Annotated in this window: 19 protein-coding genes and 2 pseudogenes; 16 read left to right on the top strand and 5 right to left on the bottom strand. The window is 70.2% G+C overall.

What is annotated here, in order from left to right:
- A pseudogene (locus tag ACLEQD_RS20535) lies at positions 1 to 261 on the bottom strand (hypothetical protein); the annotation flags it as partial.
- Between the two features lie 191 nt (positions 262 to 452).
- Positions 453 to 2,009, bottom strand: a complete 1,557-nt coding sequence (locus ACLEQD_RS20530; protein WP_410385976.1) for a hypothetical protein — start codon at positions 2,007 to 2,009, stop codon at positions 453 to 455.
- Between the two features lie 179 nt (positions 2,010 to 2,188).
- Here ACLEQD_RS20530 and ACLEQD_RS20525 point away from each other — a divergent pair, with 179 nt between their 5' ends.
- The 3 genes from ACLEQD_RS20525 to ACLEQD_RS20515 all read left to right on the top strand — a co-directional run bounded on the left by ACLEQD_RS20525 (position 2,189) and on the right by ACLEQD_RS20515 (position 4,713).
- A complete protein-coding gene (locus ACLEQD_RS20525) occupies positions 2,189 to 2,407 on the top strand; it encodes a hypothetical protein (protein ID WP_410385975.1) in 219 nt (72 codons plus the stop codon).
- Positions 2,356 to 3,633: a glycoside hydrolase family 43 protein gene (locus ACLEQD_RS20520; protein WP_410385974.1), complete on the top strand. Its 1,278-nt coding sequence runs from the start codon at positions 2,356 to 2,358 to the stop codon at positions 3,631 to 3,633. Before ACLEQD_RS20525 ends, ACLEQD_RS20520 begins: the two co-directional genes overlap by 52 nt.
- 105 nt (positions 3,634 to 3,738) lie before the next feature.
- The gene (locus tag ACLEQD_RS20515) at positions 3,739 to 4,713 is read left to right on the top strand and encodes a hypothetical protein (protein WP_410385973.1); all 975 of its coding nucleotides are present in this window, start codon (positions 3,739 to 3,741) and stop codon (positions 4,711 to 4,713) included.
- 69 nt (positions 4,714 to 4,782) lie between these two features.
- Here ACLEQD_RS20515 and ACLEQD_RS20510 read toward each other — a convergent pair whose 3' ends face one another.
- Together ACLEQD_RS20510 and ACLEQD_RS20505 are read right to left on the bottom strand one after the other, a co-directional pair.
- Positions 4,783 to 6,156, bottom strand: coding sequence for a hypothetical protein (locus ACLEQD_RS20510; RefSeq protein ID WP_410385972.1), 1,374 nt, complete (start codon positions 6,154 to 6,156; stop codon positions 4,783 to 4,785).
- Positions 6,157 to 6,396: 240 nt separating this feature from the next.
- The gene (locus ACLEQD_RS20505) at positions 6,397 to 6,876 is read right to left on the bottom strand and encodes a DUF3592 domain-containing protein (protein ID WP_410385971.1); all 480 of its coding nucleotides are present in this window, start codon (positions 6,874 to 6,876) and stop codon (positions 6,397 to 6,399) included.
- Positions 6,877 to 7,213: 337 nt separating this feature from the next.
- Here ACLEQD_RS20505 and ACLEQD_RS20500 point away from each other — a divergent pair, with 337 nt between their 5' ends.
- The 11 genes and pseudogenes from ACLEQD_RS20500 to ACLEQD_RS20450 form a co-directional block, all read left to right on the top strand.
- Positions 7,214 to 7,402 carry a hypothetical protein gene (locus tag ACLEQD_RS20500; RefSeq protein ID WP_410385970.1) on the top strand — a complete coding sequence of 63 codons (189 nt, stop codon included), beginning with the start codon at positions 7,214 to 7,216 and terminating at the stop codon, positions 7,400 to 7,402.
- A complete protein-coding gene (locus tag ACLEQD_RS20495; RefSeq protein ID WP_410385969.1) occupies positions 7,395 to 8,093 on the top strand; it encodes a hypothetical protein in 699 nt (232 codons plus the stop codon). Before ACLEQD_RS20500 ends, ACLEQD_RS20495 begins: the two co-directional genes overlap by 8 nt.
- Positions 8,086 to 8,487, top strand: a complete 402-nt coding sequence (locus ACLEQD_RS20490) for a hypothetical protein (RefSeq protein WP_410385968.1) — start codon at positions 8,086 to 8,088, stop codon at positions 8,485 to 8,487. The genes ACLEQD_RS20495 and ACLEQD_RS20490 overlap by 8 nt, the downstream gene beginning before the upstream one ends.
- A gap of 42 nt (positions 8,488 to 8,529) precedes the next feature.
- Positions 8,530 to 8,724: a hypothetical protein gene (locus ACLEQD_RS20485; RefSeq protein WP_410385967.1), complete on the top strand. Its 195-nt coding sequence runs from the start codon at positions 8,530 to 8,532 to the stop codon at positions 8,722 to 8,724.
- A 210-nt stretch (positions 8,725 to 8,934) separates the two neighbouring features.
- Entirely contained in the window at positions 8,935 to 9,318 is a 384-nt protein-coding gene (locus tag ACLEQD_RS20480) for a hypothetical protein (RefSeq protein ID WP_410385966.1), read from the top strand.
- Positions 9,315 to 9,992 carry a hypothetical protein gene (locus tag ACLEQD_RS20475; RefSeq protein WP_410385965.1) on the top strand — a complete coding sequence of 226 codons (678 nt, stop codon included), beginning with the start codon at positions 9,315 to 9,317 and terminating at the stop codon, positions 9,990 to 9,992. Before ACLEQD_RS20480 ends, ACLEQD_RS20475 begins: the two co-directional genes overlap by 4 nt.
- Before the next feature lie 8 nt (positions 9,993 to 10,000).
- Positions 10,001 to 10,309: a LexA family protein gene (locus tag ACLEQD_RS20470; RefSeq protein WP_410385964.1), complete on the top strand. Its 309-nt coding sequence runs from the start codon at positions 10,001 to 10,003 to the stop codon at positions 10,307 to 10,309.
- Positions 10,302 to 10,478 carry a hypothetical protein gene (locus tag ACLEQD_RS20465; RefSeq protein WP_410385963.1) on the top strand — a complete coding sequence of 59 codons (177 nt, stop codon included), beginning with the start codon at positions 10,302 to 10,304 and terminating at the stop codon, positions 10,476 to 10,478. Before ACLEQD_RS20470 ends, ACLEQD_RS20465 begins: the two co-directional genes overlap by 8 nt.
- The gene (locus ACLEQD_RS20460; protein WP_410385962.1) at positions 10,475 to 12,745 is read left to right on the top strand and encodes a DNA methyltransferase; all 2,271 of its coding nucleotides are present in this window, start codon (positions 10,475 to 10,477) and stop codon (positions 12,743 to 12,745) included. Before ACLEQD_RS20465 ends, ACLEQD_RS20460 begins: the two co-directional genes overlap by 4 nt.
- Before the next feature lie 26 nt (positions 12,746 to 12,771).
- A complete protein-coding gene (locus ACLEQD_RS20455; RefSeq protein ID WP_410385961.1) occupies positions 12,772 to 13,317 on the top strand; it encodes an HNH endonuclease in 546 nt (181 codons plus the stop codon).
- Between the two features lies 1 nt (position 13,318).
- Positions 13,319 to 13,858: pseudogene (locus tag ACLEQD_RS20450) on the top strand (DNA cytosine methyltransferase); the annotation flags it as partial.
- Positions 13,859 to 14,107: 249 nt separating this feature from the next.
- Here the strand turns inward: ACLEQD_RS20450 and ACLEQD_RS20445 are convergent.
- Positions 14,108 to 14,524, bottom strand: a complete 417-nt coding sequence (locus ACLEQD_RS20445) for a hypothetical protein (RefSeq protein WP_410385977.1) — start codon at positions 14,522 to 14,524, stop codon at positions 14,108 to 14,110.
- Positions 14,525 to 14,571: 47 nt separating this feature from the next.
- On the opposite strand from ACLEQD_RS20445, the gene ACLEQD_RS20440 reads away from it, so the two are divergent.
- The gene (locus tag ACLEQD_RS20440; RefSeq protein WP_410385960.1) at positions 14,572 to 14,763 is read left to right on the top strand and encodes a hypothetical protein; all 192 of its coding nucleotides are present in this window, start codon (positions 14,572 to 14,574) and stop codon (positions 14,761 to 14,763) included.
- Positions 14,764 to 14,766: 3 nt separating this feature from the next.
- A partial coding sequence (locus ACLEQD_RS20435) for a hypothetical protein (RefSeq protein ID WP_410385959.1) occupies positions 14,767 to 15,182 on the top strand: 416 nt, incomplete at its 3' end.

Here is a 15,182-nt window from a genome sequence, read left to right as displayed (position 1 = left end):
GGCCAGCCAGCGCGCCAGCGCGAAGCCCGTGGCCGGGTCCGCGAACGCGCCCAGCGCCCCGGCCGGAGCGCCCAGCAGCAGCGCGCCCGGCGGGTGCACGAAGAGGTAGTCGCGGTAGGGCAGCAGCCCCTTCCACAAGAGCGTGGACGCCGCGGCGTAGACGCCCTCGTCGTAGTTCACGACGTAGCCGAGCGCTCCAGCGCGGTGGAAGAACGGCAAGGCCCGGAGCACCCAGGCGCCCACCGCGACCGCCGCCAGCACCCAGGGCCACCAACGCCGGGCCCTGCCACCACTCCTCATCCACGTCAATCCGTCCAAAGCGCGAGAATGCTACGCGGCCGGTCCCTCCTCACGCGAGCCGCACGAGGGCAGGGGGCACGAAAAACACGTGAGCCCCCGATGAACACGCGGTTTGTCACACCGTGAGTGACGGCTGCGCCGCCCGCGCCGTCTCAGTAGTTCCAGGCGGTGCAGTCGGTCGTCGTGCGCGTGACGAACTCCGCCAGGGTGCGCATGTTGCGGACGAAGGTGCTCGTGTCCAGGTAGTCGCCCGGCGTGGCACCGCTGCGCGGACCGGCCGGGCTGTACGTGGTGATCCACCGCTCGTTGTTCACGGCCGTGTCGACCGCGTGCGCCGTGTCGGCGCGGAGCTGCTGGCAGGAGCGCTTCATCACCGTCGTGTCGGTGGCCAGCCGGTCGTACTCCGCGCGGAGGGCGGCGAGCTGCGACGGACCCTCCCAGCCGTAGTTCTGGTAGGTCGGCGGCGCGGTGGAGAACTGGGCCGGGTAGCCGCCGGGCTTCACCGTGTAGAAGCCGATGTTCGACGGTGCGGTGTCGTCGAGCTCGATGTAGCGGGAGAGGAGTGTGTCATTGGCGTAGTCCACGGTCTCCAGATACGCGAGCGCGGTGCCGACCGCGGCGCGGTTCGCCGGCACGCCCGGGTCGAGCTGGTAGAGGCGCAGCAGCGCCCACATGACGTCCTGGCTCTCCTGGCCCGCGATCGCCGGAGCCTCCCAGCTGCGCGCCCATCGAGGCTGCATCTGGAGGTCATACTGCTGCGCCCAGGCGGGCTGGGGCTGCGGCAGCTGCGCACGGCGAAGGAAGTCACCGAACGCGGCGCGCATGGACTGATACGTCGCGGCTTGAGAGGGATAGATTTCCCTGGCCCAATACAACATCTCCACGAACGCGGACGCGAGGTTGTCATTCAACGTCGGGTCGTCCCAGTACTCGTTCGTATAGGAATTGGCGTAGCAGTTGGCGAGGCCGCACGAGGTCCCGATGGACGGCGGATAGCTCGCGGAGAGCGCGGGCCGCGCGGCGACGGGGCCGGCGAAGACCTGGGGAAAGCCGCCGTTCGTCGGGAACTGCGAGGTCTCCACGCGAGCGCGGGCATACGCGGAGGCGCCGGAGATGGCGGTGTTCGCGAACCCGAGGAGCTGGTCGGTGCGCATCATCGCGATGAGCGCGTTCTGCGTGACCTGGTCGTCATAGGTCGTCATCGTGCAGCCGCCACAGCCACAGCTCGCCGTGGTGTTGAGGTAGCAGGCCTTGAGGGTCGGCGTCGGCTTGAAGTCCGCGTAGAGGCGCCAGCCTCCGGACTTCACCTGCCCCTGGCGCAGCGCCATCGCCGCGTCCAGCGCGTAGGTCTTGAGCGCCGGAGTCGCCGGGTCCGCGAGCGCCGCTTCGACAAAGGCAACCGTCACGTCGGAGGTGCCGGGCGACTGGATCATGATCTGATCCTCGTCGAGCTGGATGTCGCCCCAGCGCTCGCTCAGGTTGGTGGCGTTGTGGTGCCACGCGTAGCCGCCGTGGCGCGCGACGTTGTCATGGAAGTACGTCGCCGCGTTCCGCATGCGGCCCAGCGCCTTCGCCCGGAGCGGGGTCGTGGCGGATTGCTCCACCTCACGGGGGGGAGGTGCTCCAGTTCCTTCCGGCTCGATGTCGGGTGAAGCGCAAGCGAGCGCGGAGAAGACAGGGAGGAGGACGAGTGCGAGGCGTCTATTCATGGGTGTGACTCGTAGCACTCCACCTGCGACGCTTCCGCGGTCGTGGGCGTGGACAGCGCCAGCCGTGTGCTCGGAGTCGGATGTCTACCCGAAGGCAAGGCGGTTCCGATTTATGATTCTTAATCAGCAATAGCTGATAGATGTGACATCCAGGATTTCACCCATCTGGAGGTCCATCGATGCAGAACCCCTCGTTGTTTTCCGCCGTGGTCCTCGCCGGGGCGCTCTCCACGCTCGTGGCGGGTTGTGGTGAGGAGCGCTCCGAAGGCCCGCCGGTGGACGAGGCCCCGGTGGGCACGTCCAGCGGGGCGCTCGCGTGCAGCACGCGCATCACCTACGGGGACCGGTGGATCCACCCCGGCACCCGGAGCAGTACGACGTCGCGAGCGGCCTGGTGACCTGGGACGGCAGCTGCGTCAACGAAGGCACCAACTCCTACGCCGTGTTGTCGAACGGCTGGAAGCCCTACTTCACCGGGCGCGACGCCTGCGTGATGGCGCTCGACACGGACTGCTCCGGCGCGACGAGCTGCGCGACGCGCGTCACCTACGGCGCGGCGTGGTCGCATCCTGCGGGGCATCCGGCCCAATACGACGACGTGGGCGGCCGCGTGACCTGGGACCGCGGCTGCACGAATGCGTCCCCCAATTCGTACACGGTCCTGTCGAACGGCTGGGCGCCGTACTTCAGCGGCACCAACGCGTGTGGCGTCGCGCTGCGCTACACGGGCTGTGGCGGGCTCTACCAGAACCCCGTGGTGCCCGTGGGCTGCGCGGACCCTGGCGTCATCCACGACGGCACGCAGTACGTCGCGGCCTGCACGTCGGGGGGCGCGGCCAACGCGTTCCCGCTGCGCACCTCGAAGGACCTGGTCACCTGGACGGCCGCGGGCAACATCTTCCCCTCCACGCGCCGCCCGACGTGGGCCACGGGGGATTTCTGGGCCCCGGAGATCCACAAGGTGGGCACCCGGTACATCGCGTACTTCACCGCGCGCCATCAGGACGGGAAGCTGTCCATCGGCGCGGCGACGGCCACCAGCGCGCTGGGGCCCTTCACGGACCTGGGCCATCCCCTGGTGCATGACGCGGGCATGGGGATGATTGACGCCACGTTCTTCCAAGACACCGCGGGCGTGCCGTACCTGGTGTGGAAGGCGGACGGAAACGCGGTGGGCCAGCCCACGCCCATCTATGGCCAGACGCTGTCGGCGGATGGGCTGTCGCTCACCGGTACGCGGCGCACGCTCATGAGCAACACGCTCGCCTGGGAGGGCGGCGTCGTCGAGGCGCCGTGGGTCGTCGCGCGGGGCGGCTACTACTACCTCTTCTACAGCGGCAACTCGTACGCCAACAGCACCTATGCCGTGGGCGTGGCCCGGGCCACGAGTCCGCTGGGGCCCTATACGAAGCTGGGCAACCCCATCCTCAAGACGGCGGGCGGCTGGGTGGGGCCCGGCCACAACTCCGTGGTCACCGGCCCCGGCGGGGACACGGTCATGGTCTACCACGCGTGGAACAGCGCCCACACGGCCCGGGTGATGCTCGTGGATGCCATCACCTGGCCCAACGGCTGGCCCGCGGTTCCGGAAGCCCCGTCCTCCGGTTCGCGTCCCATGCCGTAGCGAGCGCTTCGAGCGGCGGAGGGGATGCAAAACCATTCATCCCATCATGGGACGCCCGGGCCATGACCGGATGCTAGGTTATGGCCTCCCCCGCCAGGAGCTTGCATGCCCAAGGTCAAGAGCCGCTCATCCTCTCCCTCCGCTCCGCCCCCGCTGCCCCCTCCCGTCACGGGCAGCAAGCGCAAGGCTTCGGACGCGGGGCTGTCGGATCCCTCGAAGTCAGGCGCTTCTTCGCCGACGTCCCCGAAGGCCGAGGCCAGCACGACGGCGCCGGTGAAGAAGCAGCGGGTGGAGGGACCGGCCCAGGCCAGCTCCAGCGGCAACGTGGCGACTGCGTCCAACGCGGCCGTGGGCAATGACACCTTCACGGCCGGCGCGGGGGGCAAGACGCCCGTGAAGCCGCAGGCCGACGCTCCGGTGGACGCGGCGGCCGCCAACAAGGTCAAGTCCATCTCCCAGCCGGAGATCGACGCGCTCCCCAACCGCGTGCTCCAGGACTTCGCGGAGCTGGGGTATGGCAACGCCGCCCAGCTCCTGGCGCAGAGCCCGACCGCGGTGAAGCGGCTCAACGAAACGTCCGCCGCGGGCGTGCAGGTGAGGGAGGGTGCCATCCACGGCCGCTCGCACACGTCGCGGAACACGTCCACCCAGAAGGTGACCGTGTACATGGACCCCACGCTCAAGCAGAAGTCGCCGGAGGACGCGGCGGGCACGTTCATGTTCGAGATGAACAACGCCCACCGGCGCCCCAAGTTCGACGCGCTGGACGATGACGTCCGCGGCAAGAAGCTCACCTCCGCCTCCGACTACGCGGAGAAGAAGATGACGCTCGAGGTGGAGGGCATGCTCCACACGGGCATGGTGGGCCGTGAGCTGGCGATGGGAAAGCACAGCGACCTGAAGAACCTGGGGTCCTTCTACGCGACGGACTACATGGACTACGCCAAGAAGACCCAGGGACAGAGCTCGGAACAGAAAGAGGCCTTCCGGCTGGACCTGGCCAAGACGCGGATGGACGTCCCGCACAACGGCACGTCCCACCGCGAAGTGTACGAGAAGCAGTTCGCCGGGATTCGCTGAGCGCGAACCTTGGGCGAAGCCGGCGGCGGGAATCCCTCCCCGCCGCCGTGAAGGCACCGCTCCCCGCCACTACAGCGCGAGGATGCGCACCTGGAGCTGCCCCGTGCTCACTCCCGTGACGAGCACCAGCTCGCCGCCGTGCACGAACACCCGCTTCGCGACCCCGGGGTAGTAGCTGGCCGAGAGGATGTCGAAGGTGCTGCTCAGCACCCGGAGCTGCGTCGTGTCTCCCACGGTGTCGATGAGGTAGTAGCGCCCGTTGTGGAAGGCGACGTCCACGAACGACAGGCCCAGGCTGGTGCGGTAGGTGAGGTCGGCGGCGTTGAAGAACAGGCCGCTGCCCACCATGACGCCGGACTCGTCCGGCAGGAGCCGGATGGGGTTGGGCAGGTTGTAGTCACCGTGGTACGGCGAGTCCCGCTCGGCGCCCAGCGTGCCCGCCACGGGGTCCACGTCCACCATCGTCACGTCCGTCGGGGAGACGCCTGAGTTGAGCAGGTAGACGCGCTTGTTCACCGGAGAGAACACGAGGCTGCGGGCGGAGTAGCGCCACTCGGCCGTGGCGACGCGCGCACCCGTGGAGCGCTGGTAGAGCGAGTGCGAATCCCACGCGCCCGAGCCGTCGATGGTGAACAGGTAGTTGCCGGCCACCACCATGCTCGACACCGTCTCCGGCGCCGCGGCGAAGAAGCGGGCGGTGCCGTCGTTGGAGAAGGCGTCCATGCGCCCGCCGGTGTAGGCCAGGTACGTGGTGGTCCCGTCCGGAGTCACCGCCATGGACACGGCGTCCGCCGTGCCCGCGTAGGAGCTCAGGAACTGGCGGTTCGCCACGTCCAGCCGGTGGACCCGGTCGGCGCCGCGGTCGAAGAAGTGGATGATGCCCCCGCTGGTCAGGGTGGCGTCGTCCAGGTTGAAGGCGAGCTGCGCGCCGTCGAGGACGAGGCCCCCATCCGGGAGCGTGCCGCCGTCGGACGTGCCCCCATCGGTGGACGGCTCGCCCGTCTCCAGCGACCCCGTGATGTCGATGTCACCCGTGTCCGGCGCGTTGGGGCAGTTCGGCAGGTCGCGGCGCAGCACGATGTTGGCCGAGGTGACGCTGCCGGCCACCACATCCACCACGGTGCTCCCCGAGTACACCAGCAGGCCGGAGGCGTTGAACGCGTCCACCCGCACCGTCCGGGCCGTGCCCGCCGGGACCTGGGAGATGCGGCCCTGGATGACCGCCTCCATCACCTGGAGCGGCACGGGACCGAGGGTCGTCATGTCCGGCGCGGAGACCGTGGCGTCGGCGGAGGTGACTCCGCAGACATCTCCCGCCAGGGAGATCTCCATGCGGATGGTCTCGGTGCCCTTCGTTTCCTCCGGGGGCATCCCCTGACACGCCGCCAGCCACGCACACGCGGCCAGCATCCATCCCAATCGATTGGCAGTCTTCATGTTCATGTGTTCCGTGGCTCTCAAGGCCACGCCCCCTTCGTTTGTCTGTTTTTGAAGCCCCAGCAGAGACGGACGGCAGTCTAAAGCCTGACATCGGCGGTTTCGCAAGCTGTCTGAAGGTCCAGGATGGAGAAGCCAGCTGGGGTGGAGTTCACCCCTCCACCCGAGGCAGCGGCGAGACGCTTTGTTGGATGGGATTGCCGCGAAGGGCGAATCCACCGCGGGTGACGCAGGCCCGGCCCGGCACTAGGAAAGGAAGTCCTCTTCCTCGGTGCCCTTCCTCAGCATGATCACCAGGCCCGTGATGCCGATGCCTCCGGCCATCAGGAAGGCCAGCGCGGCGAGCACCAGGGGGATGCCGCCCTCGCCCTCGGGGTAGCTGTGGCCGGGGTCGTCGCGGTCGTAGAGCACCTGGATTCCACTGCCCGCGCGCAGGCGCTCATACAGGTCCTTGGAAACGGCGCGCTGGGCCGTCTGCCAGCCGCCGCCCTGTCGCGTGAAGCCGTAGTGCAGCACGTAGTCCCGACCCGAGGAGAGACGACTTCGGGCACGGACCTCCTTGCGCGCCACCCGGCCTTGCGCCCAGGCGCCCTCGGTATGGATGCGCAGGTCCCGCTTGAAGATGGCCAGGACCATCACGAAGACGATGATGCCCATGAGCAGCAACAGGGCACCGTCCATGCGGCTCATGCGCTGGGTGTGGGGACCGGAACCGAAGGGGTTCATGAAGCCTCTGCTGGCCGGTAGGCAGGACGGCCTGCACAAGAAGCGACGCCCTTCGTCACCGCCGCCGCCTCCGGCCACGTGCAGGGAAGGCGCGGCTTAGAAAAGCGAAAGGCCCGGAACCTTTCGGTTCCGGGCCTCTCTAGTGGCGAGGAGTACGGGACTTGAACCCGTACGTCAAGCGCCGGAGCATGCCGAGCTGACGCGTAACCCCTCGGAACCTCAGCGCCTCGCGCTGGTGCACGCCGACCCGAGCCAGCCCGCGCCGACCGGGCGTAGCAGCGCTGTTACGCCCTCTCAGCCCCTCCCCGGCCTCGTCATCCGGCAGTCCCTGGGGGTGATGGCGGCGGGCTCCGGGCGCGAGCGGAAGGAGACCGCCAAGGTCGCCGCCTTCGCGGCCGTGGGTGCCATGGAGCGGCTGTGTGAGGTGCTCCACGTCGAGGCCGGGCACGGCGACTTCGCCTGGACGAAGTGCTCCCGGTGCCTGGAACTGATGGGCGTCGCGGCGATGGAGGTGGTCCGTGGGTAGCCCGGCCGTGACGGAGTCCGCGCCCACCGTCCGGGAGCGCCCCATCCTCTTCTCCGCGCCCATGGTGCGCGCGCTGCTCGACGGCCGGAAGACGGTGACGCGGCGGGTGCTCAAGCCGCAGCCGGCCGACATCGAGTTCTGGCTGGGTGGTCAGCCGTCCAACAGCCGCGAGGGGCATCCCGTCATGCGGGACGCGACGGGCAAGGGGTGGTCTGCGTGCGGTCCGTTCACCTGTCCCTACGGCCCGCCCGGGAGCCGGCTCTGGGTGCGCGAGACGTTCGGTGTTCTGACCGGCGCTGGCCGTCGGGTGGTCTACCGAGCGGACGGTGAGCCCGAGCAGTCGTTCTATCCCGGCGAGCCCATCCCCGGGATGAAGTGGACGCCCTCCATCCACATGCCGCGCTGGGCCTCGCGCCTGACGCTGGAGGTGGTGTCCGTCCGTGCGGAGCGCCTGCACGACATCACTGAGGAGGATGCGGTCCGCGAGGGTGTGGAGCGTTGGTCCATCGGGGATGGCTGGCAGGAGTACGGCCTGAGCGACGCGGAGTTGTTGACGCAGGGGCCGCCCATGCCGACCGCACGCGAGTCCTTCCGCACGCTCTGGGAGTCCATCAACGGCCCCGAGTCCTGGGACGCCAACCCCTGGGTGTGGGCCATCAGCTTCCGCAAGGTGGAGGTGGTCCGTGGGTGAGGCGACGCCAGCGTACGAGCGAGTGGACTTCTGGAACCTCATCGCCCAGCGCAAGCGCGGGGTGCCCGAGGGCTGGCGCTGGTTCTCGATTCAGGGGAAGGGCCATCCCGCGCCGCGCGAGCAGTGCACGTCCATCGTCACGGGCGCCGTGTGCACGGCGACGTTCAAGTCCGGACCGCGCAAGGGCGAGCTGAATTGGGCGAAGCGTGACCGCTCCACGGAGCGCGAACTCGCCATCCCCTTTCCGGAGTTCGACGCCTTCCTGTTGGAGTGGGAGGCCGAGACGGGGCGCTGCCACAACTGCTACGGCAACGGCCGCGCGTTCGACCGGGTCTGCTACCGCTGCGGAGGTGCCGGGAAGGCACCGACCGCGCCGCAGCCCGCCGCGAAGTAGCAGCACCAGCAGTCCAGCCCAGCAGCACGAGGAGGAAGCGCCATGGCGAAGCACAAGATGACGAAGAGGAACGCGTCGCAGGTGTTGAAGACGATTGGCGAGACCATCGAGCCGGACCCGAAGGGGGACGGCAAGGTGTACCTGGAGAAGCTGAACGCGCTCCTGGACGACCTCCTGTCCGAGGACTTCTTCGGCACGGAGGGCCAGCTCGACCCGCGCGGCGACCAGCGGGACTAAGCCCCGGGCCGCAGTAGCAGCACCCGTCATACCAGCAGCACGCGCCTCGGCCCGGTGAGGGCCTGACGGCAGCACCCGCCTCTGGGCGGTCCCTCTGCTCCGGCAACTGGAGCACGGCACGCAGTCCCCCGCGCGAGCGCAGCAGCAGCGCAGCCGGGTCTCCACACCCGCCCGTCACAGGGCCGCGCGGAAGCGCGAGGGAGACGTGCCATGTCGACGAAGAGGGGCGCCCGCGCGGCGCCGCGCAGCACCAGCAGCAAGACCGCAAGAGAAGGCGCGCGACTCGTTCTCCCCGCCGGCTACGTCGACCACGCCAAGCTGGCGGAGGCCGTGCACGACGTGTGCGACGTGCACGGGGTCGAGGGCAAGTCCCCGGGCCGCGACGCGATGACCCGGCTCTTCGAATTGCAGGACGCGGTGGTCGCGACGGAGGCCCGGAACACCACCGAGCTGAAGGCCCTCCGCCAGCAGCTCGCCACCGTGCAGGCCCTGGTGCGCGGCGCGGCCGAGGCCTTCGACGGCACCGCCACGGGCCAGGTGCTGGCGGGGCTCGACATCCAGGTCCACGCCGTCGTGAAGGGCGGTGCCCGGTGAGCGCCACCGACACGGAGAAGCTGGAGGCCATCCGCGCGCGGCATGCCGCTGCGAGCCGGGGCCCGTGGCGCTGGTTCGGCTACCTGCGCACGCGCGAGGTCAGCCTGGAGGGCAGCCGCGACACCGTCATGGACTTCACCCGCTGGGGGATGTCCGGCGCTCAGCCGCGCTGGTCGGTGAAGGGGCTCCTGGAGAAGCTCGCCGACCTCGTCGTGCCCGACACGACGCCGGAGCGCGGCCGCGTCACCGACATCAACCACCCGGACGCGCGCTTCATGGCCGCCAGCTGGCAGGACACGAAGGACCTGCTCGGCATGGTGGACGCGCTCCAGGCCCGGGTGACTCACCTGGAGGGTTTGATTCAGGACGAGTGCGAACGGCACCGGCAGAACCTCCTGGAGCGCGACGCGGCCCGGGCCTTCGCCCTGGACTTCGCCACCACCGCCGAGGCGGCCGTCGCCAACCACCGGGGGCCCAAGACGGGGATGCGCGCCCCCTACCACGGGGACTTCGCCAACCTCATGCCGTCCATCGCGTCGGACCTGGGGAAGTGGGCGCGCGCGGCGCGGGCCTGCCTCGCCTTCCGGCCCGGAGACACCATCGCCCCCGCGTCCGAGCGCGCTGAGTGGAGCACCGCCGAGGCCCCCACCACCACGACGGAGGGCTCGCGATGAGCTGCCCCATGCCCCCGCGCGCGGCCCGGGGCGGCACCCCGCGCATCGTCCTCACGGAGCGCCAGGAGGACGTCCTCGTCTTCATCGCCAGCTACACGGCCGAGAAGAAGTACCCGCCCAGCAACAAGGACATCCGCGAGCACTTCGGCTGGGGCTCCTCCAACACCGTCGCGGACCACCTGGAGGCGCTCGCCCGGAAGCACTGCCTCACCTGGGAGCCGCACCTCGCACGCACCCTCCAGCTCACCGAGGCCGGGCGGGACGCCGTCGCTCGCCGGCAGGGACAGCAGCAGACGGAGGCGCCTCGCCATGCGTGACGCCGCCCTCGTCGTCGCCGCGGTGGCGCTCTTCGCCGCCTACGTGGCCTGCGTGGCCGCCTTCTGGTGGCGCGTCTGGCGCCGCCGTCCCCAGCCCGAGTCCACCCCTGCCGCGCTCCGCCTGCGGCACGTCGTCGACAACACCCGCTGCACCCGGAGGCTCCCGTGAGCTGCGCCCGCGACTACAACGACTTCCTCGTCGGCAAGACGCCGACGGTGCCGTACGTGGGCTTCGAGCCCTTGCCCTTCACCGCGCCCCTGTTCGACTGGCAGCGCGCCGTCGTGTCCCGGGCGCTGCGCGCCGGGCGCCACGCGCTCTTCGCGGACTGTGGCCTGGGCAAGGGCCCCATGTCCCTGGAGTGGAGCCACCAAGCGGCGCGGCACACCAACGGCCAGGCGTTGATTGTCGCGCCGCTGGCGGTGGCCCAGCAGTTCGTCCGCGAGGCCGCGAAGTTCGGCCTGCCGTGCAGCTACGCGCGCAACCAGGGTGAGGTGACGGGCCCCGTCACCGTCACCAACTACGAGCGCCTCGACAGCTTCCGCCCGGAGGCCTTCGCTGCCGTGGCCCTCGACGAGTCCTCCGCGCTCAAGGCCTTCTCCGGCAAGGTGAAGCGGCAGCTCGTCGAGGCCTTCCGCGCCACGCCGTACCGGCTCGCGTGCACGGCGACGCCGGCGCCGAACGACGTGGTGGAGCTGGGCAACCACGCCGAGTTCCTCGGCCTCATGCCGAGCTCGGAGATGCTGGCCCGCTGGTTCATCAACGACAGCGGCGAGGCCGGGGCGTACCGGCTGAAGAAGCACGCGGAGGCCGACTTCTGGCGCTGGGTGGCCAGTTGGGCGGTGGCGCTGGGCAAGCCGTCGGACCTGCTGGATGCGGATGGGCAGCCGTACGCGGACGGGGGCTACACGCTGCCGCCACTCATCACCGCGGAGCACGTCGTCCAGGCGGACGGCGCTGGGCCCCGGGACGGGCAGCTCTTCCGCAACGTGACGGCGAGCGCGACGACGCTGCACCGCGAGCTGCGGCAGTCCTTGCCGGAGCGCGTGGCGAAGGCAGCGGAGGTGGTCCGCGCGGAGCCCGACGAGGCCTGGGTGTTGTGGTGCACCACCAACGAGGAAGCGGACGCGCTCGCTGCGGTGCTTCCGGAGGCGACGGAGGTGCGCGGGAGCATGGACGCCGACGAGAAGTCGCGCCTGCTGGAGGGCTTCTCCACCGGCGCCTTCCGCTGGCTCATCACGAAGGGCGGACTCGCGGGCCTGGGGATGAACTGGCAGCACTGCGCGCGGCACGTGAAGCTGGCCAGCAACTTCAGCTTCGAGGAATTCTACCAGGAGGCGCGGCGCAGCTGGCGCTTCGGGCAGACGCGGCCGGTGCACGTGCACGTCATCTGCGCCAGCGGCGAGGAGCGCATCCGCGAGGCCGTGGCCAGCAAGCAGGCGGCGCACGAGCTGCAGCGCGAGCGCATGGTGGCGGCCCAGCGTGAGGTGCAGCTGGAGGCCCTGGCCCAGCGCCGGGCGGGCGTCGGCTCCGCTCACCTCACCACGCGCGAGGGCACGGGCTGGAAGCTGCACCACGGCGACTGCGTCGAGGTGACGCGCGCGCTGCCGACCGACAGCGTCGGCATGGTCCTCTTCTCCCCGCCCTTCAGCAGCCTCTACGTCTACAGCGCCAGCCTCCGTGACATGGGCAACTGCCGCGACGACGCGGAGTTCTTCACCCACTACGACTACCTCACGCCGGAGCTGCTCCGCATCCTCAAGCCGGGGCGTATCGCCGTGGTGCACTGCAAGGACTTGCCGGACTACCGCGTCAGCGGCGGCGCCGTGGGCCTGCGCGACTTCCCGGGCGAGCTCGTGCGGCACATGGAGGGCGTGCGCCTACCCGACGGCACCCGGTGGAAGTACGCCTCGCGCGTCACCCTGTGGAAGTCCCCGGTGACGGAGATGCACAAGACGAAGTCGCACGGGCTCCTCTACAAGACGCTGCGCGAGAACGCCTCCTTCAGCCGCCAGGGGCTGCCCGACTACCTCCTGGTGTTCCGCAAGGTGGTGCCGGGCGACGAGTGTCCGGAGCCGGTGACGCACACCCGCGAGGACTTCCCCCTTGAGGACTGGCAGGACTACGCGTCCCCGGTGTGGATGGACGTCGACCACACGGACACCCTCAACGTCGCCATCGCCCGCGCCGGCGACGATGAGAAGCACCTGGCGCCGCTGCCCCTGCCGGTAGTGGAGCGCTCCGTGCGCCTGTGGAGCAACACGGGCGACGTGGTGTTCAGCCCCTTCGGCGGCATCGGCAGCGAGGGGGTGGGCGCGCTGCGGATGGGCCGCCGCTTCGAGGGCGTGGAGCTGAAGGACACGTACTTCGCCAGGGCCTGCCGCAACCTGGACGCGGCCACCGCGCAGGGCGACCTCTTCGCCGGGGGTGCGCGGTGAAGCGCAAGTGCACCAGCCGCGGCCTCGTGGTGGACCTCTTCGCGGGTGGGGGCGCCGAGCTTGAGATGGCTGTCGGTCGGCCCGTGACGGTGGCGGACCGCGAGCGCTTCGCGCGGCAGGTGACCTGGGTGGACGGGGATGGCTGTTGGATGTGGAGTGGCGGTCGGCACAGGCTGGCCGACGGAACGCTGACCTACGGCGGCTTCTGTTTCGGGAAGCGGCGCTTTCTGGCGCACCGGGTCGCGGTCCTGCTGGCCGGCCGCCAGGTGCTGGCCTCGGAGGTGGTGCGGCACACGTGCGACACGCCGGGATGTGTCCGGCCGTCTCACCTCGTGGTGGGCACTCAGGCGGAGAACCTGGCCGACATGCGCCAGAAAAAGCGGGCGTACTTCAATGCCTTCCCCGCAGGCGCCGCGCACCCCAACGCGAAGATGACGACGGAGAAGGCCGCCTCCATCCGTAGTGACCGCGCGGCCGGGATGTCCTTCGCGAAGCTGGGGAAGAAGTACGGGCTGCACCCGAGCACCGCCCACGACATCTGCGCGGGCAAAACCTGGAAGGGGGCGGCATGACATGGCTCTACCTTCCAGCCTCCGTGTCCTCTCCGTCTGCTCCGGAGGCGGAGGCCTCGATGCAGGCATCCGACTGGCGATTCCAGGCGCTCGCACCGTCTGCTACCTGGAGAGGGAAGCACCTGCTGCCGCGGCGCTGGTGGCAGGCATGTCGCAAGGCGCGCTGGATGAAGCTCCTGTGTGGAGCGATGCCGCCACCTTCGACGGCCGCGCTTGGCGTGGCGTCGTGGATTGCGTCGCTGGCGGCACCCCCTGCCAGGACATGTCCCTCGCCGGGAAGCGCGCGGGACTCAGCGGTACCCGGAGCGGCCTCTTCTGGAAGTTCCGCCGCATCGTCCGCCAGGTCCGCCCACGCTTCGTCCTCTGGGAGAACGTCGGAGGGGCAGCTTCAGCTCTTCCCTCCGTTGGCCGCGCCTTCGCCCGCGCCGGCTACCGCGGCGCGTGGGTTCGACTTTCCGCGAGTGATGTGGGCGCCTCCCACGGGCGGGCTCGCGTCTTCGCCCTCTTCATCGACGTGGCCGACCCCGCTCGCCTCCGAAAGATGCGCCACCAACAGCGCCGACAACTGGATGCAGCTATCGGCAGCGGCGCAGCGTTGGCCAACGCCAACGCTGCGGGATGGGGACCCACGCCGGGCGCCGACGCGACCAGAGACAGAGGCATGGCGGAGGAAAGTGGCACGCGGGGCAGTCAACGCCGCCGGGCTGTTGTCAGACGACCTGAACTCTTCGGCGGCGGCATGGACGGGTCGCGCGGCCGTGCTGTGGGCGACGCCGACGGTGTGCGGCAACTACAACCGCAAGGGCCTGTCTCCCACGAGCGGGGATGGAATCAGCACGCAGGCGCTATCCCTCTCTGGCCCCCTGGCCCCGCTGACGTCGACGGCTGGCGACACGTCCTCGGAGTCCGCCCCGAGTTCGCCCCGGCTCTCCCTCAACCCGCTCTTCGTGGCGTGGTTGATGGGCTGGCGCTGGCATCTGGAGGCCTGGAGCGCATCGACCTGCTCCGCCTCTACGGCAACGGCGTCGTCCCCCAGCAGGCCGCTGACGCCCTGCGAGTCCTTTGGCCCGTCGTCGTCGGAGAGGAGTGACGCAGCATGACCCGCCCGGACGTCCACCTGACGGCCCACGCCGTCCGCCGCGGCGAGGAGCGGCTCCACATGGGCGAGGATGCCCTCCGCGCCCGGGCCGCCTACGCCTACCAGCACGGGCGCCCGCCGCTGACTGCCCGGCGCCGCTGCGCGCCCTGCTCGACATGCACGCGCGCCTTCACCCGGGCCGCCTGCACGTCGTCCTCAGGCGGCAGGTGTTCGTCTTCGCGCCCCTGCCGCGCCTCACCCTCGTCACCGTCTCCGTCCTCCCCCGGCCCTTCGCGCTGCACCTGCGGCAGCTCGCCGGGGCCGCGCCGGAAGCGCTCGGCCCTGTCAGACAAACGCGAGAGGAGTAGCCCATGGCCTGCACACCTCCAGTCACCATCAAGCCGGTCACCATCGAATGGGTGCGCGTCGACGTCGGGCTGCCGACGCACCCGAAGGCCGTCCTTCTCTCAACCATCCTCGGCAACCCCCTGGCCTGGGCCTACGTCGTGGCGTGCTGGGCCTACGCCGCCAACCACGCCCGGGACGGCCGCATCACCGCGCGGATGCAGCCCGTCATGGAGCGCCTCGCGGGCTGGCCGGGCGAGCCCGGCGGCCTCGTGCGCGCGCTGGTGGACTCCGGCTTCGCGGACCAGGACGGTTCCGACATCGCCCTCCATAAGTGGGAGGAGCGCCAGGGCAAGGCCATCACCCAGACCGTCCGGGACACCGAGCGCCGCCGCGTCGCCCGCGCGGCAGCCCAGGCCCAGCGGCAACGGGAGGCCGAGGA

Origin of the sequence: Corallococcus sp. 4LFB, assembly GCF_046520365.1 — a bacterium.
Lineage (GTDB): Bacteria > Myxococcota > Myxococcia > Myxococcales > Myxococcaceae > Corallococcus > Corallococcus caeni.
The sequence above is the reverse complement of the archived record's forward strand: the minus strand, read 5'-3'. Positions and strand labels throughout refer to the sequence as shown.